General features: G+C 51.4%; 15 protein-coding genes. 6 read left to right on the top strand and 9 right to left on the bottom strand.

Annotation, left to right across the window (positions count from 1 at the left end):
• Positions 1-58: 58 nt before the first annotated feature.
• The 5 genes from PKOR_RS16275 (at position 59) to PKOR_RS16255 (ending at position 7,343) form a co-directional block, all read left to right on the top strand.
• Entirely contained in the window at positions 59-1,432 is a 1,374-nt protein-coding gene (locus tag PKOR_RS16275; RefSeq protein ID WP_046312128.1) for an HTTM domain-containing protein, read from the top strand.
• Between the two features lie 48 nt (positions 1,433-1,480).
• The gene (locus tag PKOR_RS16270; protein WP_158453789.1) at positions 1,481-3,847 is read left to right on the top strand and encodes a TonB-dependent receptor; all 2,367 of its coding nucleotides are present in this window, start codon (positions 1,481-1,483) and stop codon (positions 3,845-3,847) included.
• 739 nt (positions 3,848-4,586) lie between these two features.
• The gene (locus PKOR_RS16265) at positions 4,587-4,892 is read left to right on the top strand and encodes an LmrA/YxaF family transcription factor (RefSeq protein WP_046312125.1); all 306 of its coding nucleotides are present in this window, start codon (positions 4,587-4,589) and stop codon (positions 4,890-4,892) included.
• Between the two features lie 162 nt (positions 4,893-5,054).
• A complete protein-coding gene (locus PKOR_RS16260) occupies positions 5,055-6,635 on the top strand; it encodes a PQQ-dependent sugar dehydrogenase (RefSeq protein ID WP_052738914.1) in 1,581 nt (526 codons plus the stop codon).
• A gap of 87 nt (positions 6,636-6,722) precedes the next feature.
• Entirely contained in the window at positions 6,723-7,343 is a 621-nt protein-coding gene (locus PKOR_RS16255; protein WP_200897386.1) for a flavodoxin family protein, read from the top strand.
• Between the two features lie 1,022 nt (positions 7,344-8,365).
• On the opposite strand, the gene PKOR_RS24815 is transcribed toward PKOR_RS16255, so the two are convergent.
• Entirely contained in the window at positions 8,366-8,803 is a 438-nt protein-coding gene (locus PKOR_RS24815; RefSeq protein WP_148561723.1) for a hypothetical protein, read from the bottom strand.
• 144 nt (positions 8,804-8,947) lie between these two features.
• On the opposite strand from PKOR_RS24815, the gene PKOR_RS16245 reads away from it, so the two are divergent.
• Positions 8,948-9,454, top strand: a complete 507-nt coding sequence (locus PKOR_RS16245) for a hypothetical protein (RefSeq protein WP_046314580.1) — start codon at positions 8,948-8,950, stop codon at positions 9,452-9,454.
• Between the two features lie 942 nt (positions 9,455-10,396).
• Here PKOR_RS16245 and PKOR_RS23625 read toward each other — a convergent pair.
• The 8 genes from PKOR_RS23625 to PKOR_RS16205 all read right to left on the bottom strand — a co-directional run bounded on the left by PKOR_RS23625 (position 10,397) and on the right by PKOR_RS16205 (position 21,478).
• Positions 10,397-10,627 (bottom strand): hypothetical protein, encoded by a 231-nt coding sequence (locus PKOR_RS23625; protein WP_052738913.1) that lies wholly within the window; start codon positions 10,625-10,627, stop codon positions 10,397-10,399.
• A 589-nt stretch (positions 10,628-11,216) separates the two neighbouring features.
• Entirely contained in the window at positions 11,217-11,873 is a 657-nt protein-coding gene (locus PKOR_RS16235; RefSeq protein ID WP_046312121.1) for an OmpA family protein, read from the bottom strand.
• A gap of 10 nt (positions 11,874-11,883) precedes the next feature.
• On the bottom strand, positions 11,884-13,644 hold the full coding sequence (locus tag PKOR_RS16230) for a hypothetical protein (protein WP_046312119.1): 1,761 nt from the start codon (positions 13,642-13,644) through the stop codon (positions 11,884-11,886).
• Between the two features lie 8 nt (positions 13,645-13,652).
• On the bottom strand, positions 13,653-14,507 hold the full coding sequence (locus tag PKOR_RS16225) for a hypothetical protein (protein WP_046312118.1): 855 nt from the start codon (positions 14,505-14,507) through the stop codon (positions 13,653-13,655).
• A 164-nt stretch (positions 14,508-14,671) separates the two neighbouring features.
• Entirely contained in the window at positions 14,672-18,136 is a 3,465-nt protein-coding gene (locus tag PKOR_RS16220; protein WP_052738912.1) for an acetate and sugar kinases/Hsc70/actin family protein, read from the bottom strand.
• 116 nt (positions 18,137-18,252) lie between these two features.
• Positions 18,253-19,704 carry a hypothetical protein gene (locus tag PKOR_RS16215; RefSeq protein WP_046312116.1) on the bottom strand — a complete coding sequence of 484 codons (1,452 nt, stop codon included), beginning with the start codon at positions 19,702-19,704 and terminating at the stop codon, positions 18,253-18,255.
• Between the two features lie 2 nt (positions 19,705-19,706).
• Positions 19,707-20,120, bottom strand: a complete 414-nt coding sequence (locus PKOR_RS16210; RefSeq protein WP_052738911.1) for a hypothetical protein — start codon at positions 20,118-20,120, stop codon at positions 19,707-19,709.
• Between the two features lie 5 nt (positions 20,121-20,125).
• On the bottom strand, positions 20,126-21,478 hold the full coding sequence (locus PKOR_RS16205; RefSeq protein ID WP_046312115.1) for a hypothetical protein: 1,353 nt from the start codon (positions 21,476-21,478) through the stop codon (positions 20,126-20,128).
• Positions 21,479-22,199: the final 721 nt, after the last annotated feature.

Below are 22,199 nucleotides of genomic sequence, written 5' to 3'. Positions count from 1 at the left end.
AATGACAATTGCCGGATTGCCATTTAAGTAGGGCGGAAACTCCAAAAACAAGCTTTATATGCTCCAGAAGCTGAAACCATACCTGACCGCACCTGTCTCCGCCGCACCGTTGGCAGTGTTCCGTGTGATATTCGGTGGTATGATGCTGGCCAGCATCCTGCGCTCTATGGGCAAAGGCTGGGTAACGGAGCTGTACGTAAAGCCGAAGGTTTACTTTACCTATTATGGTTTTGAGTGGGTGCAACCATTGGGCGAGGCAGGTATGTACGCGCTTTTTTCCGTGATGGCGGTAGCCGCATTAGGGGTGATGGTTGGTCTGTTTTACCGCCTGTCGGCGCTGCTGTTCTTCCTGAGCTTTTCGTACGTAGAGCTCATCGACAAAAGCAACTACCTCAACCACTACTACTTTGTAAGTATAGTGGCATTGCTTCTGGTGTTAGTGCCTGCGCACCGGCACTTTTCGCTGGATGTACTGCGCAGGACGCAAAGCTGGGTAAGCCAGGTGCCGTGCTGGGTAGTGCTTGTCTTTCAGTTGCAGCTGGGGCTGGTTTACTTTTACGCGGGTGTTGCCAAGCTAAATTCTGACTGGCTACTGGAGGCCATGCCGCTTCGTTACTGGCTACCTGCTCATACGCACCTACCACTCATCGGGCAGCTGCTCGACGAAAAATGGGTAGCTTACGTGTTTTGCTGGTTCGGCGCCTTCTACGACCTGACTATTCCGTTTTTCCTGAGCTGGCGCAAAAGCAGGCCTTTGGCCTACCTTACGGTGATCGTGTTCCATGTGCTCACAGCAGTGCTGTTTCAAATTGGCATGTTCCCCTACATCATGATGGTGAGCACCCTGATCTTCTTCTCAGCAAACTTTCATGAGCGTCTACTAGGCCGGTGCCGCAGTTTATTCCGCGTGTGTGTGCCTGCTGCACCTGTTGCAGCAAGGGTAGAGGCACAGCCGCTGCTCTTAAGCCTGCTGGTAGTACACTTTGTGCTGCAGGTGCTGGTACCGTGGCGTTTTGTGCTGTACCCTGGCGAGCTTTTCTGGACCGAGCAAGGCTACCGTTTCTCGTGGCGTGTGATGCTTATGGAGAAAACCGGGACCGCTTTCTTTTATGTGTTTGACCCAAAATCAGGACACGAAGTGGAGATCAACAACCGGGATTACTTGACCATTAACCAGGAGAAGCAGATGGCGACGCAGCCTGACATGATCCTGCAGTACGCCCACATGCTGCAGCAGGATTTTGCTGCCCGTGGTGTACCCGGTGCGCAGGTGCGTGCCGAAGTATATGTAAGTATGAATGGCCGTGGCAGCCGGCTCTTGATTAACCCCAACGTTAATTTGGCGGCCGAAAAAGAAAGCTTCCTACCAAAGCCCTGGATTCTACCTTTAGAAGAAGCAATTCCTCCGCTTGAGGCGGTAGGGCAGAGATAAAATCAAATGCACGTTACGCTAACAATCGCTCTGGTGCTTTGCAGTTGCATGGCTACACTGGCACAAACCTTTTCCGTCACTGGTAAAATAACCAGTGCATCCGCACAGCAACCAGTGCCACGGGCAGAGGTGCTGCTGACCAATACCGGCTCTTTATATAAAGCCGATGCAAAAGGGAATTACACCATTCCCAACCTGGCTCCGGGCACCTACACTTTAACTGCCTATAGTGTGGGCTGGGGGGCAGCTACAGAGCAAGTAACGATCAGCAACAGCAACGTGTTCCTTTCCTTCTCGCTCCAACCGCTGGAGGGGAAACTGAGCGAAGTGAATGTAAAAGGGGAGCGGGAGAAAACCTTCGGTATCACCCGCCTGAACTCTGTGGAGGGTGCTGCCATTTACGAGGGTAAGAAAAGCGAAGTGGTGGTACTCAGCGACATCACGGCCAGCAAAGCCACAAACAACACGCGGCAGGTATTTGCGAAAGTAGCCGGGCTCAACATTTGGGAGAGCGATGGTGCCGGTTTACAGTTAGGCATTGGGGGACGTGGCCTTAGCCCTAACCGTACTTCAAACTTCAATACCCGCCAGAACGGCTACGATATATCTGCCGATGCCCTTGGTTATCCGGAGAGCTACTATACTCCGCCTACTGAGGTCGTGGATAGAATTGAGATAGTACGTGGCGCAGCGTCGCTGCAGTACGGAACCCAGTTTGGAGGCATGGTGAACTTTGTGATGAAGGAAGGGCCGGAAGATAAGCCTTTTGAGCTGACAAGCCGCCAGACACTTGGCTCCTGGGGCTTTCTGAACACCTTCAACAGCATCGGGGGTAGCGAGGGCAAGTTCCGTTACTATGGTTTCTACCAGTACAAAAGCGGCGATGGCTGGCGCAATAATTCAGAGTTCGATGCCCACACTGTGTTTAGCTCGGTACACTACAATGCGAATGATAAACTTGAGATAGGGTTTAACTACACGTACATGGATTACCTGGCGCAGCAGCCGGGCGGTTTAACAGATGCGGAGTTCGACCATAATCCGCAGCAGTCGAAGCGTGACCGCAACTGGTTTAACGTAAACTGGAACCTGATGGCCCTGACGCTGGATTACCGCCTGAGCGAGCGCACGAAGCTCAACATCCGCAACTTCGGCCTCCTGGCTGAGCGCGATGCCTTGGGTTACCTGGAGAAGATTAACCGACCGGACCCGATGGAGAAGCGTTTGCTGCTGAAAGACCAGTTCAATAACTTCGGTAACGAGACACGTCTCATCCATCGTTATGACCTGGGCAGCTCTTTCTCTACGCTGCTGGTAGGCGCCCGCTATTACCGTGGCTTTACAGATCAGAAGCAGGGCGATGGTTCTGCCGGTTCTAACGCTGATTTCCGTTTTTACTCCAAATCGGGTGCACCTAATGCGTCGAGCTATGACTACCTGAGCCGCAATGTGGCTATGTTTGCCGAGAATATTTTCAACCTTACGCCAAAGCTGAGCCTGACGCCGGGAGTGCGCTACGAGTGGATCAACACCAATGCTGATGGCAGCTACCGGGATGTGATGGCCGATCAGGCAGGTAACACCATCAAAGATGAGGTGATAGCCGAAGACCGCAGCAACTCCCGCAACGTGCTGTTGCTGGGTTTAGGCCTGAGCTACAAGCCTACTGAGCAGATGGAGGTGTATGCTAACTTCTCCCAGAACTACCGTGCCATCAACTTCAACGACATGCGCGTTATCAACCCAAACCAGTTCGTGGATCAGAACCTGAAGGATGAATCGGGCTACAGTGCTGATTTAGGTTTCAGGGGGAACGTAAGCGGTACATTGAACTACGATGCCAGTGTCTTTTACTTAGCGTATAAAGACCGCATCAACTTTAAGAATGTTGAAGGCACCACCAACCGCATACGCACCAATGTGGGGGACTCGCGCAATGTGGGGCTGGAGACCTTCGTGGAGGCAGACCTGCTGAAGCTTTACTATGGCAAAGACCACAAAACAAGCCTTTCTGCCTTTTCAAACGTGACGCTCGTAAACACGAGGTACAGTAGTCCGCAAACAGACATCAATGGCAAAGAAGTAGAGTTGGCGCCACCCGTTATAGCTAAGCTGGGCCTGTCGTTTAAGCACAATAACCTGAAGCTGGCGTACCAATACGCTTATACCGCTGAGCAATACACCGATGCGCCGAACTCAGTGCTAGAACCAACAGCTGTTGTGGGTGTGGTGCCTGCCTACTGGGTAGTGGACCTATCCGGCAGTTATACCTATAAGCGCTTCACCTTAGAAACAGGTATAAATAACCTAACTGATAACCGTTACTTCACGCGCCGTGCCACAGGTTATCCAGGCCCAGGCATTATCCCATCCGATGCGCGGAATTGGTACGTAACGCTGCAGCTTAAGCTTTGATGCTTTGGAGGAGGTGGTGGTAAACTAGCTGGTCCTAACATAAACTGCAAAGCACCTCTTTCTTAAGTAGAAAGGGGCGCTAATGTTTCTGATGTACAGTTTGCCAGAGAGCATGCCCTCACCTTGCCTTCTCCAAGGGTAAAACAGCTCGGTCGCAAGAGAAGTAGGGCTTACAACCATACCCTGTCCTTCAACATCAGCGCTCCTGTGTTCGCCGGCTCATCAAACCACAAATCGTGTCCCAACTTTGCTCCCCTCGTGCTGGCGACACATAGCTGGGGTGAAGGAGGCTGAAAAAACATACATATTGCCTCCAAATGATGTACAGCAAAGTTCTTTCCGCATCTACAACTGTTGAGCACAGACTGTGTTGCTGCCTGTAGTACAGTCTGTGCAAGGAAAGCCTTAGGTAATAAGCTTGATCATTCGACTTTATCAATTTCATTATTCCAGGGTTTCTTGATACGCCCCCCGGTTGCACCTGGTTTGTAAAGCGGCTGCTACCATGGCAGAACAAAGCGAGAATAACGGCGGGTCCACTCTTAAGCTGCTATAAGTAGATCTGATAGGGAAAGGTGCTATTTTAGTGACACAGCAATGAAGCTGGCTGTGCCCTTTCATCCAGAAGCTAACCAGGTGCAAACCAAGGGAAAATCGTTACGCTAGTTGCCTGACCACTCACCGGTAATTTTCATCTCAGTATTCCACCGTTTTCCAGGACTAGGAACGAATCGGAAGGATGCTGACGGCTAACATCGGCTTGGAGTCAGCCCAAGTAAACCCTGAATTCACAGAGATCATCAGGAAGTTTTTCGAGGACTGGATTACCGCTTTCTCCTATACCTTCCAATCACAGAATCAACAGCCAGAGGCACGGATGGTGGATGAGCAGGCAGTGCAGGAAATTGAGGGCGCTGTCATGCTCTCCGTCATATCTGGCAATGAAAAGCACTTTCTCGCCACCTGTGAAAGAATACGCTCCTACCTTAGGGAGTCGCTTTGGGGGAAGCTCTTATCTAAACTTAAAACTCAAACGACCGTTTGACAAACAAAGCTAAGTGTTTGCTACTCATCGATGTTTAGAAATAAGAATAGGGGTAAGTTTCCTTCGCTCAAGCTGGGAGGATCCCGATTTATTGGTTTCAGCAGCCAGGTTGGGGGCAGAGTCTGCTTCCATTAAAAGCAACTACTAAACTACACACAAGCTATGGAAGAAAACGAAGAAAAAGAAGCCAGACGCGGACCATTGGTGTCAGCGGCTGCCGGCGCAGTTAGCGTTGGGGTAAACATGATGAAAGAAAAGTTCTCCGAGCTTAGCCATGATGCTGCCAGCAAAAAGCTAAAAGCTTCGGCTAACTTCCCCATGATCCGGCTTCCGGAAGGCTATGAAATTGAAAAGATAGCGGAAGGCCTTACCTACCCAACATCTGTTACTTGGGACGACCAAGGCAACTTATACGTGGCTGAAGCCGGGGGCACCTTTCTGGATGAGGAAGATGCCTCCGCAAGAATACTGCGTGTAGAAAGCAATGGCAGGACTACTGAAGTGGTGAATTTAGATGGTAAAATATATCCGGCCATTTCTGGCATGACCTGGTACCAAGGCGCTTTCTATATTACGCACCGGGATAAAGAACTTTTTGGAGCTGTATCCAGAGTAACACCGGACGGAGAAGTAACCAAGATACTTGGCGGAATAATAGACAGTCAGTCAGACCACCAGCCGAACGACGTGCGCGTGGGAAAAGACGGCAGAATGTATGTCTGCGTGGGTATCGGAGGTAACTCCGGGTATATGGACGAGAACATGATTCCGTTTGTGCTAAAGGCACCAGGTGGACATCCTACCCCTGCCAAAGACATTGTGTTAACTGGTTACAACATAGAGCTTCCTGATTTCCGCCCAGGCGGTAAGGGAACGGTATTAACCGGTGCTTTTATGCCATTTGGTACAGCCACTAAGCCTGGTCAGGTTGTAAAAGGCAATAACAAGTGCGGCGGTTCTATCCTGGTGTTCGACCCCGAAAACGCTGAAGCTACCGTAAGGCCTTATGCTTGGGGTTTTCGCAACACCATAGGTATAGCCTGGAATAAGGCAGGAGAACTATTTGTTGCCGTGAATGGCTACGACAATGCTGCTGGCAGGCCAATAAATGACTACCATGATGGCTCTTACAGGGTGAAAGAGGGTGCCTGGTATGGCTGGCCTGATTTCGCAGCCAATTTCGAACCTGTAACAGATGCTAAATTCAAGCCCAGCAGTGGAGCTATTCCTCCTACCTATAGGGGTACCGAAAAAGTGGCACAGGAGCTACACCTCTTAATCGACCATGAGGCAAGCGGGCTGGAGAAGCCGGACAAATCGCTTATCCTGGCGTTGCATGAAGTGAACTCCTCCCCTTCCAAGCCTGATGTAGCGCCTGCGTCATGGGGTGAGTTTGCTGACCAGCTTTTTATACCGGAGTACGGTGATTTTCAGTGGATCACGAACCCCATGCGGGATAAGTTTGCAGGAAGTCGTATTGCCAGAGTAGAAACAAGTGGCAGCGGCGAGAACACCCTGCATCCTTTCATCCAAAATGAAAAAGTGGGTCCAGGTTCCCAGCAGGGTAAACTTGGCGAGGGAATCGAGCGACCGTATGATGTGAAATTCGGACCGGACGGCGCGATGTACATCGTTGACTTCGGCTCGCACAGAACAAGCCTGAAGCGTATAGCCGACGGACATTTCCCAATTGAGTTTGACAGAGAAACAGGTATGGTGTGGAGAGTAGTCAAAACCAAGTAAGTTATGCTATAGGCGAGCTTAATTAACAATCAAATAGAAACCATATCAAAGCAAATGAGTCTGAGAGCGATATTTTTGAACTGCACTTTGAAGAAATCTCCAGAGGCATCCAATACAGAAGCATTGATAAATAAAGCTGTTTCGCTCTTCAAAGAGCACGATGTAGAAAGCAAGGTGATCAGGGTCGCTGATTATAAAGTCGCGTTTGGAGTTACCTCGGACGAAGGACACGGGGATGAATGGCCTGAGATCTTGGCAGAGATCAAAGGTTCTGATATTCTGATCATAGGCTCGCCTATATGGCTGGGTGATAAATCCTCAATCTGTAAAATGATAATAGAGCGGATAGATGGCAGTACCTCTGAGCAGGATGAGGAAACCGGGCAGTACCCTCTGTACAACAAGATAGGGGGTGTTCTGGTGACAGGAAATGAAGACGGAGCAAAAAAAGTTTCTTCAGAGGTGCTCTTCTCGCTTAACCACTCTGGATGCACCATTCCTCCGAATTCTATGGCATACTGGGTAGGTGAAGCAGGGCCAGGGCCAAGTTACATAGACGCAGATGGAGGTAAGCACTTGTTTACGAATAAGAACTTGAGGTTTTTAGTAAACAACACGGTTTACTTCGCGCGACTTCTTAAAGAGAGGCCTATCCCTACAAATATTCATAAGCTTACAGAGGAAGCGAAAAAAGAAAGCAGTAGTTGAGGGTTAATGGTATAGCCTATCCTGCCAAGTATATGATGCTACTTTGCAATCAATGCGAGACTGCCTTTGGCTTGGTGAATGCAGACTCTTATTGAAGTTTTCACCAGTAGGCACTGCTATATTCACCCTACGCTTCATGAAACAAAAGATGGTGTCCCAGCCTGTGCTCTCCCTCGTGCAGGCGATGCATGGGCAGCAGTAAAAGAGGCCAAAAAACATACATATTGCCTCTAAATCATGTACAACTAAGCTTTTTCCTCACCTACAACCGCAGCACAGACTGTGCTACTATCTGTGCTGACGCCTGTGGTTGTAAACAGGATGCGAGAAGGGCCCTTTAATTAGGCACAACCTCTAAACTACGGCTATGCCTTGTTCACCTTGGGTACTAAGCTAATTTACTTATCTCATTATACCAGTGAATCTTCAGATGGCTGTTTCGTGTATAGACAAAATAGTAACGCAGCTTCAGTCTTAAGATAACCTCTTCTTTTCAGACCTTAAGCAATAAGCAACTCTCATACCCGTCACTTGTGTAGTAAACCAGGTTCGGCATTATCGAAACGGGATTAACTAAGCATAACTTGCGTAATAACAGGTATTATGATCAACAGAGCCTAATTCTTTATTTCCTTCCATAGTTGTAGAATGTAGGTGAATGACGCTTCAACTAATAACCACCTCCCATGACATAGAAAGGAGCTACAGTGAATTAAACTACAGCTCCTTTCTATGTTCAAGTGTTTTATTCCTGATAGGTATTATCCGGAAAGCTGCTGGTAGTGAACACACTGGAGAATACAACACAATTATTTTCTTTTGAGCGCACAGCTACTTTACCAACTACTAACCCTGTTCCTTCACCTGCCTGCGCAGCACCCTCTACCGTACAAGAGGTGACATACCTGGAGCTTAAGCAATTTCAGCGGACAAGATACAGCACACCCTTAGCAACGGCAAATCCCCCCCTGCCGTCAGCCTGTGAGGGCTATACTGAACGGTAGAGAGGGATGCAGGAAAGGCTACTGCGCCTGGTAATAGCGCACCTCGTCAATCACGCCGCGCCTGACGCGGTCAAAGATATTGACCTTGTAGCGGCTGCCCTCGTGGGTGATGACCCAAGCCCCCAATGGGGCGCTACGCAAGGCAGAGGCGCAGGACTGCGGCGGCGGCTGGTGCCCCGGCGGCTTGCTTGGGAACCACACCTTGCACTCGCCCGGGGGCGGCAGGTGGCCTTTGGGAATGTTAAGCGAACTGAAGGGGAAGACGCGCCCGTCACGGTCGCCCCGGCCTTCGCCTCTCTTTTCCCAATCCTTGTCTCTTTCATCCCTGTCTTTGTCCCGCTTCTCCCACTCTTCGTCCCTGTCCGGCCACGGGCTCGGGTAGTACCTCGGGGAGCAGCCGGAGGCGAGCAAGGCCAGCACGAGGGCAGTCAGGAAAGTGTGTTTCATCTGTCTCATATGGAAAACGTTTGGTGCAAACCTAGGCAATTACTGTATTAGTTTGGGAAGCTGCAGCAAAGACAGCGCCACTCGCTCTGATTGCCCTTGACCTTTGGGCCAAACTATCCGTATAGAATTGCACTGAACAAGCAAAATAAAACGATGAAGATACTAAGACTATTGCTTTTACTGGTACTGCTGCCGGCCGCTCCGCTGCTGGCGCAAAACTACAAGACCGGCGTCGGCTTCAGGGGAGGCTACGTGTACGGCCTTACCGTCAAACACTTTGTTGACAGCAAAAGCGCCGTGGAGGGCATTATCTCCCCCCGCTGGGACGGGGTGCTTATCACAGGGCTGTATGAGAAGCACACGACCGCCTTCCAGGTCGAGCAGCTGCAGTTCTACGGCGGCATTGGGGCGCATGTGGGCTTCTGGGACTACCATGACCACGACCACCGTCACCACCCCTGGTTCGACCACGACCACGACGACCATGACCACCACCGGGTGATAGGGGCCGACCTGGTGCTGGGGCTGGAGTACACCTTCCGCGACATCCCCTTTGCCGTGGGCGTGGACTGGAAGCCGGCCCTGAACCTGGTGGGCCACCACGGCCTGTGGTACGATGACGTGGCCTTCAACCTGCGCTTCCTCTTAAGCAACCTGTAGGCTTGCACTGCTGGCCTTTCTCTACGTATACTAACTGCAGTACCATAGTTTAAGGCACGGTCCCTGGTAAACAGAGGGCCGTGCTCTTATACAACCCCTCACCTCCCACAGGCAGACATTCTCGGCTAGCTTGCAATAACTAAATTCTAGGGAAATTTCCAGTACGTACATGGGAACCACTGGGCATACTGGTCGACCTCCTTTCGCTATGGGAAATAACTAGCCATAGGCCCAAAAAAACACAACCGGCTAATTTCCTGCGTAAGGGCGACGCTTTCAAAACCCTTCAATGTTTGGCAGGCAAGATGTGTAGAGCTAACCACACTCCTCCAGTTTCTACAAAGTGCCTCTGGCCTAGCACGGGCAGGCCTCCTTTTGCGCTGCAAACACTACTCAAGCGCTCATCCTTACTTCAGGCTCCATTCTTCATCAGGAGCTCACCCTGTATGAGGCGCCTCAGAGTCGAAGATACTCGAAGGCATTCTAAAATTGAGGCAGTTAACTACACCACTGCTCCTGGTACTCTCAAGCCCTGCTATTCTGACGAGCAAGCAGTACAGCTCGTGCTCTTCCTACACTCAACCCTTTACTTGGCTCCCTGTTAAAAGCCACAAGCACTGGGGGGGAGCCATGCAGAAGTGCTGCTATATTATGCTAGGAAAAGGCACGATAGTTTATCGTTGCCTGCTGATATCTCTTAAAGGAGGAATCACCCATTGTCACTTATCCGTGTAAGTGCCACTTTCTATCAAAGCGCTCATGGCTATGCACAAGGCAAGAAAAGCGCGATACTTATACTTGACTTGCATGGTATTAGCAGGGCTTACCGCCTCGTTCCTGGACCCATCACAAGTTGATGCTTAAAGGGTCATTGTTGCCATTCCATTACGGCTTGCTAAATACAGCCCCCGGCACTTCCATTAGTCGTCCAATGCCTCCAGCTCACGCCTGACCAGAGTTGATGCCGAAGAATGCAAGGGCTATGGCCTGCGCAAAGTTGTCTTCCGTGGCGGTGACAGAGTTGAAGGTATCCCTGGAAAAATCAGCTCCCAGTTTTTGGCGATAAGGAAGCTGAAAAAAGAACATGAAGAAAAAGGACAACTTAAGCAGAACGATTACCTGCAACACACCGGATGGTATGCTCACAATGGCGCCTTCCTTCAGGCCGAACATTGGCACGATGGTAAACAATAGCGTAAGGAGCGTAACGGGCTTTATGATTGAAATCTGATTGATGGAACTAACCCCGCCCCATCCCGCTAATTAACACCTACCGGCTCACAATACCAGTAAATTAACAGAGTACCTAGATAGATCAGTACGCTCTCAATGACCTGCCCGATGGTGGATTCAACCTGAATACTGTTTCCCCGAAGTCCGGAGGATCAACTAAAGAAGGTAAGCATACAGGATGTAGAAGAACATGTGAAGCTATAACTACCTTGAGAAACACTTTGCCAAAGGCGTTTATCAAGGAGCCTGCACCTGCTGGGCCAGCAGCAGGTGCAGAAAGCGTCATTTCCCTGCTCAGCAGGAGTGAAAATGGCAGCAGTGCCGCAGTAAAATTCTAAAGCACTTACTAGCATAAAGCCCTTTGCATCCGGGTCGCTACCTGCCCCAGGTAGCAAAGCCAGCCTAGACAAGCTAGCGAATCCAGCTCAGGGCTTATCTTCTGACTGCAGCGGGACAATCCTTTCAAGAGGCGTGCTGAAAAGCCCCATAACACTCGCGGCGTGAAAGCGCTACAGGCACTGCTAGTACACTACCTGCCGTTCTCCTCTAAGGTACCCACCTTTGGCAGAATCTGAATAACGAAACGACGGTCGCGGATATCTCCCTTACGACCTGCCCCTTCAAAACCGCTTCCAGCGGCGACCAGCTCTATCTTATCTTTGGGAAAGTTTATCCCCTGGCGCTGCCAGAAATCAAGCAGTGCCAATGCCCGCTGGTAGCTCAGCTGCAGGGCATACTCCCGCTGTGTGATGTTACGCGGATCCCCCTCTGGAAAGCTGGCCGCGCGCCCGTCGATCACGATCAGGTACTTAACATCCTCATCCTCGATGGAGTTGATGACCTGGCTAAGGTTCTCACCCGCCTTACGTAGCGGTGCCCGCGCACGGAAGGGAATGACTGCACTACTCTGCTCAAAGAGCACGTCCACCAACAGCTCGTGGCGTTTGTACTGTTTGTTGTACTGAAAATATTCATCATCCAGCCGGGCAAGCGCGGCTTTGATCTCATCCAGCTTCCGCTTTTCCTGTACCTCCACCTGCAGCCGGGCAATGTTCTGCCGGTTCTCCTGGTCCTTGTCCTGAAACAGTTTAAAGCTCAGCACAAAAAGCACCAGCATCACCAAAAAGAGGACCGTCATCAGGTCGACGTAGCTGGGCCAGAAAAAATCCCTGTTCTCCTTGCTCATACTTTATCGGTTACCTTCTCCCCTGGCCGCCGCCAAAGAGCTTATCCAGTACAGACTTCAGCGGTCCCGGCTCCATGCTTTTGGCCATGTGCATGTTCAGTAGTTGCAGTTGCTGCAGCAGTTGCTGCTGAATGGCAGTGTCGGCCTCCAGCTTCTGCAGCAGGCGCTCGTTTGTCTGGCGTATCTCTGCGGATAAATGCTGCTGCGTGTCTCCCAGCTTTTCCTGCTGCTGGCTCAGGTTCTCGAAAGGGCGCATGTAGTCAAGGATACGCTGGTACACGTTATCCTCGTTCAGCCTGCGGAAATGCTCCTGCCACTTTTGGTAAGCATGCTGCGCATCCCGCTCCTGGTGTTGCAGCCTTGCCTCCATCAGGTCCGTTAACCGGAGTGCGGCCTTATCAAAGTACTGCTCTATGCGAGAGCTAATATCGTTTAACTCCCGCTCGTGCTGTCCGAAGAAATTCACCTGCCGCTGTATCGATTCGTCGTGCTGCTGCAGGTAACCCGGCACCTTGTCAAATCCCTCCTGCAGGCTGTTCAGGCGGCTCAACACATCACTTATAGTTTGCGTTAGCTCCGCCCCTTTCTGCACCGACTCGTTTAAGGCTACCTGGTAGTGCATAAAGTTTTTGAACAGCTGCTCGCTCTCCTTCATCTTATCAAACACCTGGAGGTTGGCGTTGGCCATCTGGGTAAAACCTATCTTATCAAGCCTCTCTATAAATTCTTTTTGCGTGCTGATGTTCTCCGTAAGCGTATCCACAATAGGCCTGAAACCGAGCACCTTGTCCAGGAAATCTTTGTTAAAGGAATCCAGCACCGATTTCAGGCTGCCTAGGCTGGCAGCCATATCAGAGTTAAGTTTGGGCAGCAGGTTGGTCTGCAGGAAAGTATAGTAGCTGTTCTTGTTCCGATCGCGGAGGCTGCGGGCATTCTTCAGGGCGTTGTTTCCCATCAGCGTGAGCAGCAGGCCCAGGAAACTACCCGACATAGCGATCAGCACCCCAAACAGAAACGAGGGGATGTTCTGATCTGTGATAAAAGACCCGGTGGCTGCACCCGATTCAGCACCTCCCAGGCCTGACCAGATCAGACTCGACAAGCCGATGATCACCCCTGAAAAAGTACCCAGCAGGCCAACATAGAGCGGGGCAGCAATGGTAGACTGCACCTCTGCATCCATAGCTTCTGAATACCGCTCCGACACATCTTTCAGGATATTGAAATCTGCGGCGGCCCCTTTGTTACGCCTCAGGTACTGATTGGTGCTCTTAATGATGCTGCCAAATGTTTCGGAAGGGTTCTGCACCTCTATCAGGTCGATGGTAGCGGCACTCTTTCCGCCTGAGGCTGCCGGGGTTATCAGCGCATCCGGGTCCCCCTGCACCAAATGGAGGTTACCTCCTGCAAACAGTTTCTCCAGCTTGTGGCGCTCTATACGGTAGCTGGCGACAGGGCCTCCCTTCACCTCTATCTGCAGCATATTGTCTGCTGCAGCCACCACTCTCTTCACCACTGGGTTGGATAGCGTGTACTCCCTGAAAGGTTTACCGGCAAGCACGGCTTCCCATACGGTGCTGTCTGCTTTGGCATCGGCAGGCTTTCTAATATTTCCGGCCTCCAGCAGCTGCTCCCGTATGCTGAGTCTTTCTTCGGAAGGATAAAGTTCGGCTATACTTTTGATTTTTTGCTTGTTCCCCTTGTACACGTACAATTGGTAGCCAAGTATGATTAATATAAGTACAGCCTCAAGTATAAAGATACCTTCCATCTACAGGCTTATCTGAAATCTATGCGTGCTTTCTCCTGGATTTTCCAGTCGTTGTTCACTTTTGTCAAAATGCCGTCGCCTTGCAGCACCACCCGGCTCACCATGCGGTTCGATGGTTTTTCAAAAGAAAAGGCGTTCTCCAGCCGATCCATGCCTTGCGCAATGACAAAGGCGTGGTTGCCCGACAGGTTAAAGCGGTAGCGGGTGGTATTGCTGCCATCGGCCGGTAAATCCATTTCAATGTAACTGTCAGAGTCGGGGTTTTGCTGCAGCTGGTGCTGCCGTATCATGCCATCCTCCGGGATAATGGCAAAGCGGGTTCTAGTGTCTGCCGTAAGTCCCGGCATAGCCTCTGGCTCCGCATCCGGCATCTCTTCCGGTTGCACAGGTGGCGGCGTGGCCTTGCCTGCTTCCTTCTCCAGCTCATCCAGCAAATCACCTCCCTTAAACTCCATCCGCACGGCACTTGATGCTGAGGCTGGCGCCGCTTTTGCTCCTACTTCGGGGGTAAGCCGCTCTATTGTTTCGTTTTTTCTGCGTTTGTTTTTCCTGCGTTTCTGCTGCTCAGCTGCCTCCCCAGCCTGCGGTGTCTGTTGAGCTTGCCTTTGTTGCTGGCGTTGCTCGCCCTGCTGTTCCTGTCGCTGCTTCTTTTGCCTGACGCCCTCGCTCTGCTCGCTGCCCTGCCTGTTGCCCCGGCTGGCATTTCCTTCCAATCTTCTGAGGCGGCGCTCTAGATCAGTAGTATGATCTTGAAGCTTGTTGATCCGCTTGGTGAGCATGTTATAGGCGCTTGCGGCTCTTAAAAAGGCAAACCCTGCCCCTAGCAGCGCAATTATACTGATAATGATGGCAAGTGTATTCATGAGCCGGTGTTATGTTCTAAACAAGTGTTGATGTTGATGATTTTACCACTTCTGGCTCCACGGCCTTGGTGAAAAACTGATCTGGTTTATTGTTGAACCATTTATCGGGGCCTTTTGCAAAGGCCCCGATAACATATCCGCTGACGAAGGGTAAGTTCTGATCTTTAAGAAACAGCGCTCACCTGCGCCTGCTGCCTGTAGAGTTCCTTCGACAGCAAGTACAGCGACTGCTTGAGGGGCATAAAGAACATGGTCTCGTGCAGCGGCTCACGGTCTGTCAGGCCACGTACAGTGTCTTCCAGAATCATGGTATAGCTGTCTTGTAGGTTGGCGCGCATAAACTCCAGCACACGCAGCGGCTCTACTTCCACCCCCATCGAGCGCATCAGCGGCGATATGTCCGGATCGTCAAGCAGCATGGTCAGGCAGTTCATCACATTATCCATCACTTCCTGGCGCAGTTCCCCAGATACCTGGTTTTTGGTTACCGGTGTCAGGGCATCCTGCAGATTGGCCGAGCCAGTAGGCTTCATGATTGGAATGTTGGTCAGGTCGTTCAGGTCAGTGCCTTCCAGGGCCATCGCGCCGCCATTGGCCGTTACCTGCTTGGGGTTATCTACCAGTACCAGCTTGAAGTTAGCCGGTGGCTCCTGCCCTGTTACCTTCTGAAATATAGCCTTGGCGAAACGCTCCACATTCGACAGGTTGTTACCTGCGCTCAGCAGCTTGATGTATAAGCTACCGCGACCGCTGAACGAGATGTAGCGCGGTACTTTCACATCGAGTTGCTGCACCAGCTGCGCTAGGTGGTACATCAGTGCCCCGAAATGCAGGTAGAACATGAGCCGCAGCTGCCGCGCCTGTAGCAGTTGCGAGCTATAGTTTAGCTCCTTATCATAACTGAACAACAGGGAGCTGATGTCAGCAGAAGTAAAGTCCGGGTTGTCCAGTGCAGTCTCCAGGAATTTGCGGTACTCGCGTCCTTCTTCCGTTAACGGAATGCGCAGCACGTGGTCCACTCCATACTGCAGCAGGCCATTATCCTTTTTGGTCTTCACCGTAGCAAAGCCGTCGCCCCAAAGGTCATTTCCGGCAAACCTGAAAGATGAACTATGGGAAGGCCTGCGGTTAGTAAACAGCAGCACATCGGTGGTGCCGCCGCCAATGTCTACGTTGATCAGGTTCTCGTCCTGGCTCGGCACCACCGCTCCGGTTCTGGAGAGGAAGTAAAAGGGCGCCACCGACTCGGTGATGCAAACCGTGGTCCGGCCATTTTTAAACACGTTGTCGTACACCGTATCCCACACGTTCTGGAACATATTGCGGGAGTACTCATCAAAGCTCAACGGCGCAAACCATATTATCTTCGTGCTGGCCACATTGCCGTGGTTCAGCACCACTTTGTTTTTGATCAGGAGCATGATCTCAGTGAAGAAGGCTTCAATGCGGCGCTTGCCAGCATTGGTTAGCGTTTCACTCCACTTCAGGTCGGTGTGGTAGGTTTGCTTGTACTGGTCCTGGTGCGTGCCTTCAGTATTGATCGAGAACCCAACATTGATATTGCCAAATAAATTGGTGATCTGGTTCTCAAAATCCAGCGCCTCACAGGTGGCGGTCCGGGTCGGAAAGTTATAAAGCGACCCGCCTGAGCCAATGATCAACGGTATAAACTCGCGCTTGAGTAAGGTCTCCACAGCAAAAAGACGCCCAAAGCCCCTTTTGTGAAACCGCTGGTAGTCCGTTAAGGCTGGATCGTCTGAAGGCTTGTTGAGCATCACTAACTGCTGATCATTGGCCGTGATGGAGAACTCGCGCGGCGGCTGGTTCGCACCGGAAGTATAGGCGATGTGGGTGTTGGAAGTCCCGAAATCGATAGCGAAAGTGAAGTTATGAATCCCCTGCTGCATTTCCTGAAACCTTGGCACAACAAGGGCCTTCCCCTCCATGTCCACCCCTGCATGCGTGAACTCGGCAAAATCAAAATGAGTACCGCGCAGCTCGTAGTATGTGCTGCCTGCACTGCTGTTACTCTTTTTGGTTCTGCGGTGCGCCGTGACAGAGACAACGCCGCCGCCCGCTTCCACTCTCTTGCCCCCGGCAAAGAAGCTAAGCGAGTGGTTCCTGTTCACTAGCAAGGGATCAAGGTCCTCATCGACCAGCATCACCTTATAGAAATCGTTGTACTGCACCGCGTCGGTGAATTTATAGAACGGGAAAACACCCATGCCGATTCTGGATTTAACGATGCGGCCCTTCTCTGGAATCACCTGGCCGCTGGCGTCTTTGGAGTTGAGCGGATTATCATAGAAGCTGCGCTCATACACCACGCTTCCCTTCTCAGTAGGCACCCGCAGCGTCACGCGCACATGGTTTACGTCGATGTGGAAGGTCAAATGATTGGCCAGATCCTCGGGGGTGAAGAAGTCAAAGTACAACGGCGTGATGGGCAGCAGGTAGTTGAAGGATTTCTCCGTTACCCCCGGCTGATAGGCCACCGTGCCACTGTAGAAACGCTCCGTGTTCACCTCGTAGGGCACCTGCACCAGCGTTTCCTGCAGCAGGTCATTGATCGTTAAGTAAGGGTAGTTGAAGCCCACGCCCGGCAGCGAGCGGTTCTCCAGTGGTTTCTCATCGGCATAGGCCACCTGGGTATTGACCGGCCAGGCCAGGTTGTTGACATACTTCACGTCCGGGGCCAGGCGCAGCTCTGGCTTGAGCACAATCGGCCGTTCGCCTGCAAAGCCAGTATGCGTTGGGCGTATGAACAAATCGCTGCTGGTCACGGCAGTCTGGTCCTTTTTTACCAAAAAATTAATAGGCCCCACATGCACCGGGTTCTGCTGGAAATCCACGAGCTGCAGGTACTCAGAGGCGATGGCACCCTGGCCTACCGCCCCTGCCATGTTGATGCTGCGCAGCAGGTTTTCGTCCAGTGCGTTATAAACCGCCGGGAAGGCCTGAACCATGGCAGGGTTCGATACAAAAAGCTTGTGCACATACTCTCTGAAATCCGGCTCCCGGTGCTCGAGCGACACATAGTGATGGTCGAAGTAGGTGCCGATGTTCTGGGCCCGGTTGATACTTAGCGGTTGCACGTTCGGGGCCACAAACAGGAAGGTCAGCGGCGAGGTACCACCGATCAGTTGCATATGGCGGTCGCCGCGGCCGTTGGTTGATTCGAAGAAAATCAGGAAAATATCCTCCACGCCCTGAAAGCGGCTGTCGTTCATGAACAGCTCCAGCGTCCGGCCCAGCAGACTCGTGTTGGGGTTTGCCTGCATGGCATGGAGCTGCTGGTGCTTATTCCAGCGGCGGATAATGATCTTGTTGCCTGCCTGTGCATAGCTTTGGTGGTTGTAGAGCAACTCCCACAAATCCCAGAAGTGCGTCACGAACTTATGGTAGATCGTGTTGGTGTTATTGCCGGCCACCCCACGCCTTACAAAGTCGAAGGCGGTTTCAAACAGGTGCATGCGGGCAAAGGGCGTAGGAATAGAGGCATTGATCTTGAGAGCTCTGCCACCGGCGCCATCGTTGATGTCCTTTATTTCGGTGCTGGTAATCTGGCTTGTTTTGGCCCAGCCTTCCACATTTGATCCGGTTTTATGAAGACGAAGTACTTTCGGCATGTTCGTTTGTTTAGGTAAAGAATAAGGTGAGCGCGCTCGCCCTGCATTGTTTATACTGGCTGGAGCAGCAGTTATACGTCCAGCTCTAGGTCTTGCATGGAAAAGGTTAGTTTCTCTTAACTATACTTCAGCTTCTCCTCCACCAGCCTTTCTGTGGCGGTTTCGAACGCTTTGATCGTAGCTTTGAAAGCATCACGCTCGGAAACGGATTCAGCGGCACGGTTCAGCTCTTTTACAAAGGCCCCCTGGTAGATGCCTTTGTTGAGGAAGCCCGTCTCTACCTGCTTGTCCGAAACCATCCGGTTAAAGTCGGTTTCGTCCAGGTTTAGGGCGGCAAATGTTCGCTCCTTGCGGCTCAGCTCCCGTAGCCACGCCTGGTAGCCGAACTCCGGGCTCGTCAGGAATTTGTTCAGCTCCTTGAACGCCGGCTCGTTGCGGATCGCGCTCGTCAGGTCCACCCCTTTCGCGTAGGCCGCCTGCGCATCACCGGGCAAGAACATGGTATAGTAGCGCTCGAAGTAATGGAAACGGATCAGCTGCTTGGCAATTTTATCCCTGGTCTCGCTATCCAGGTGCTGGAACTGTACACGGCTCACATCCTCCCGCAACCCATACTCATGATAGGTCTCATTGCCATAGAGTTCATCGTCGGAGTAATCCATAAAATCTACAATCGCCAGGGCGCTGAGCAACTCCACCAGGTGCGCATCGTTTTTCTGGCTCGCCCGGCCCGGGTTGTTCTCCATTGGTTTGTCCGGCGTATCGCCCATATAGTACACTGCATTCACGCCGTTCAGGTGATGTTGGTAGTAGGAAAGCGCATCCTTAGCCTTCGTGGTGAAGGTGTTGGAATCAATATAATCCGCGTCCACGCTAGCTGCAGGCTGCTCTAACGAGAAATAGGGCAGCACCACCATCGCCCCCGTCAGCGCTGTATTCAGACTCGCTGCGTTCGGCAAGCCGGTACGCGGGTCCTTGAAGTTCTTGAGCAACAGCGGGAAACCGGCTGCGCCTGTTCCCCCAAAGATGGAGCTTACAAAGAAGATACGGTCTCCGGCTTGGAAGTTGGACGCAAAAAAACGCATCTCAGGCGAGTCAATGATTTCATTCAAGACCACACTGCCTACGTTCGGGCTGCCCCTGAAGCCCACATCCAGGCTGTTGTTCAGGTTCTCGGGCGTAAACAGCAGGTCGATCAGCGCCTGGCTCTCCACATCCAGCTGGTTGTAGCCCACATGGTCTTTGAAAGGTTTGTTGATCCCCCCGAAATCATACACAAAGCTGTCGCGGATCTTGGCCGTGCCATCGCCGGCAATACTGGAGAGCGTGCTGATGTCGGTATGAAAAAACCCTTCCTCGCGCTGGCCCAGCGCGTTGTGTATGTGCTTATAAGTTTTCAGCAGCTCCACAGTACGGTTCATGTCGCCGTTCTGGGTATCAGGATCAATGATAATCGGTACTATTTTATCACAGTTCTGCACCTTGACACCTGCCGCCATGAGCATGATTAGCGAGCGGATCACACGGGAGCCAGTGCCTCCAATTCCAAATACAAAAAGTTTTGCCATAGTTATCTTTTGTTAGGCCATTTCATAGGGGTTGTCCATGCCTGCACGGAGCCCCTTTTAAGAAGTATAGAGAAAACGAAGAAAAGTATGAGGCTGTATACCACATTCACAAAAGCGAACATGTAGGTATAAGCGTGCGTCTCGATCTCATTGCCCGTCACCTGTGTGATTGGTATAATGAAGGCAATGATTGCGTTCAGGATCAGGAACATCACCCAGTGCTGGGTTTTGTACAGACCCGTACTCATCATGCGATTCAGCACATAGTAGTACACCACTACCATTGCCAGCGAAATGATAAACAGCATCAGCCCTGTGTTCGGGAACACGACTTCGCGGTAATCGTTGGTAAAGTTGGCAGGAATAGGCCGGCCCAAAACTATTTCGTAGAGCCCGGAAAAGAACTGTTGTATCATGCGTGTTAATCTGCTTTGTTAAACTGTATGGTTGCACTAAAAACGAAGTCGCGCTGGTCACGGTACAGTGCCTGAACGCCATCTACTATTTCATTTAACTTATAAGTCTTTTTCGGGTCCGCCGCTGGGTTATTGTCATTATCCGTTGTCCAGGCATCAATCCAATTCGGCTTTACCTGCGGCAGTTGGATGGAAATAGAACCGGAACGAGCCGTTAGCTGCGGCACGCTCAACCGCAGAAAATGTGTATACTTTGCCAAATCGGGCGTGGCTTTCACCCCTTCATCGGCCGCTGTAACCGAGACGATACTTGCCCTGCTGCCATTGCTGCTAATCGTCAGGTGCTTTTTTAGGTAATCAACCTGCTGCATGGACATTGGCAGCCCGCTTAGGTCCAGGCCAACTGTAAACTCCACGGGCTCCTCTTTCTCCGGCTGCAGGTGAACAGAGGTGCAGGGATCAGCGTTGCGACTGCTGCAGTATACCACACCCGCTGGCTTGAATTCCCTCTCCTTCAGTAGGGCCGAAAATGGCACAGCCTCATACGCAAAACCGAAGTACGCCTGCTGCGGCGGCAGGTTCCGTAGTACCCTGCTTGTGACCACCTGCACTTCCTGCTGCGGCCCGATTACCCAGATATAGTAGGGGATTTCCTCCCCGTTCAGCGCTCTTCTTACATCCGGCTTTTTTACGGCCGGGTGGTATGTGCCAAAAAACTCGGATGCGTTGGCAAACATGGCGATGGCCAAGCCCTGATGCTCGACTTCTCTCAGGCTGCTCCTGATATCGGCATCTAGCGAGATAAACTGGCCCTGATCGCTCGGACCATGTATAAAATCGGAGATGATTATACTTACCGCCCCCTGGTCGATAGACTTTTGCAGTGCCGCCTTTAGCATCCCTGGAAGTGGCGTACCGCGCACATCATCCCTGATACCACTAACGATGTAGCTTTTCATCGTATTGTACGACACACTGTCCAGCACCGGCCGACTCTGCGCGTCTTCCTTGGCCAGATAAAAGCCTTTTTGCACCACATAACGCCCATCCTGTACTTCGGAGAGCATGTTGAGGAGGGTATTCTGGAAAGCGGTAGCCTCTTTTCCGGCTGAGGCCGTTGGCATGAATCCTTTCATCCCATTCGAGATTTCCAGATACACATTTACGTCTACTTGCTCGGCAGAGGCGGTAGCAGTAGTAGAGGAAGGTGCGTTGGATTCTGCTGTCTTTCTCTGTAGGTCCGTGGTGCCTGGCTCATCTTCCTCTGCCCCGTTATGCTTTTTAAAACATCCGCTTAAAAGCAGACCAAAGCAAAGCAGCAGCAAGAGGAGGTTTCTTTCGGTTTTTTTTAACAGCATGCCTTGAGTTTTAACAATTGGGCTTTACTAGGTTAAAGTGTATTTAGTTAGCAGGACAACGCAAGGTGCCCAATAAAAATTTGGATCATTTAACTAGCATGGGCATTCAACGATATAGAAGAAGGTATAGATACAGAGGAAATGAAATTGTTCTGTCAACGAAACGCCTCATGTCTCCATGCTACTGCTATGGAACTGGCCTTACACCTTACAGGCCTCCCCAACAGCCTTTAGCTTGCGTCCTTTCCCATTCTGTCACAACCGCTTCAAACCATCCTTATTTTCATTTTCCTTCCCTTAATCCTAAAACGCATGAAGCCCTCCTTAAGGTATAGAAATTGGCGTTGGGTTGCCAAACAAGCGCTCGTACATGCAGCACTTCAGGCATTGCTCCGTTTACTACCCTACTCTCATGAAAAAACCACCCAGTACGTTTTATGAAAGCTTTGTCATTACGCGTCTCAATCCGCGAGCCCTTGAATATGGATCCTCGCTCACCACCTCCTCTGTCTCCCGGTCCGCCCATTTATCACTGAGCCCTGCTAAGAAGAAGAGGGCTTTCTCCCTTAGTGAGGACTGCCTGCACCGCCTGGAAGTGAGGCGCACTTCCTTGATCCTTCCCCATACGGGCCACTTCAAAGCAAAAATCCAACCGACATTCATTCTGGGGCAAAGGTAGCCTTCAGGGCCGGACACGGGAGCAAGGTCGTGCAGACAAAAT

Source organism: Pontibacter korlensis, from assembly GCF_000973725.1.
In the GTDB taxonomy this organism is placed as follows: domain Bacteria; phylum Bacteroidota; class Bacteroidia; order Cytophagales; family Hymenobacteraceae; genus Pontibacter; species Pontibacter korlensis.
The sequence above is the reverse complement of the archived record's forward strand: the minus strand, read 5'-3'. Positions and strand labels throughout refer to the sequence as shown.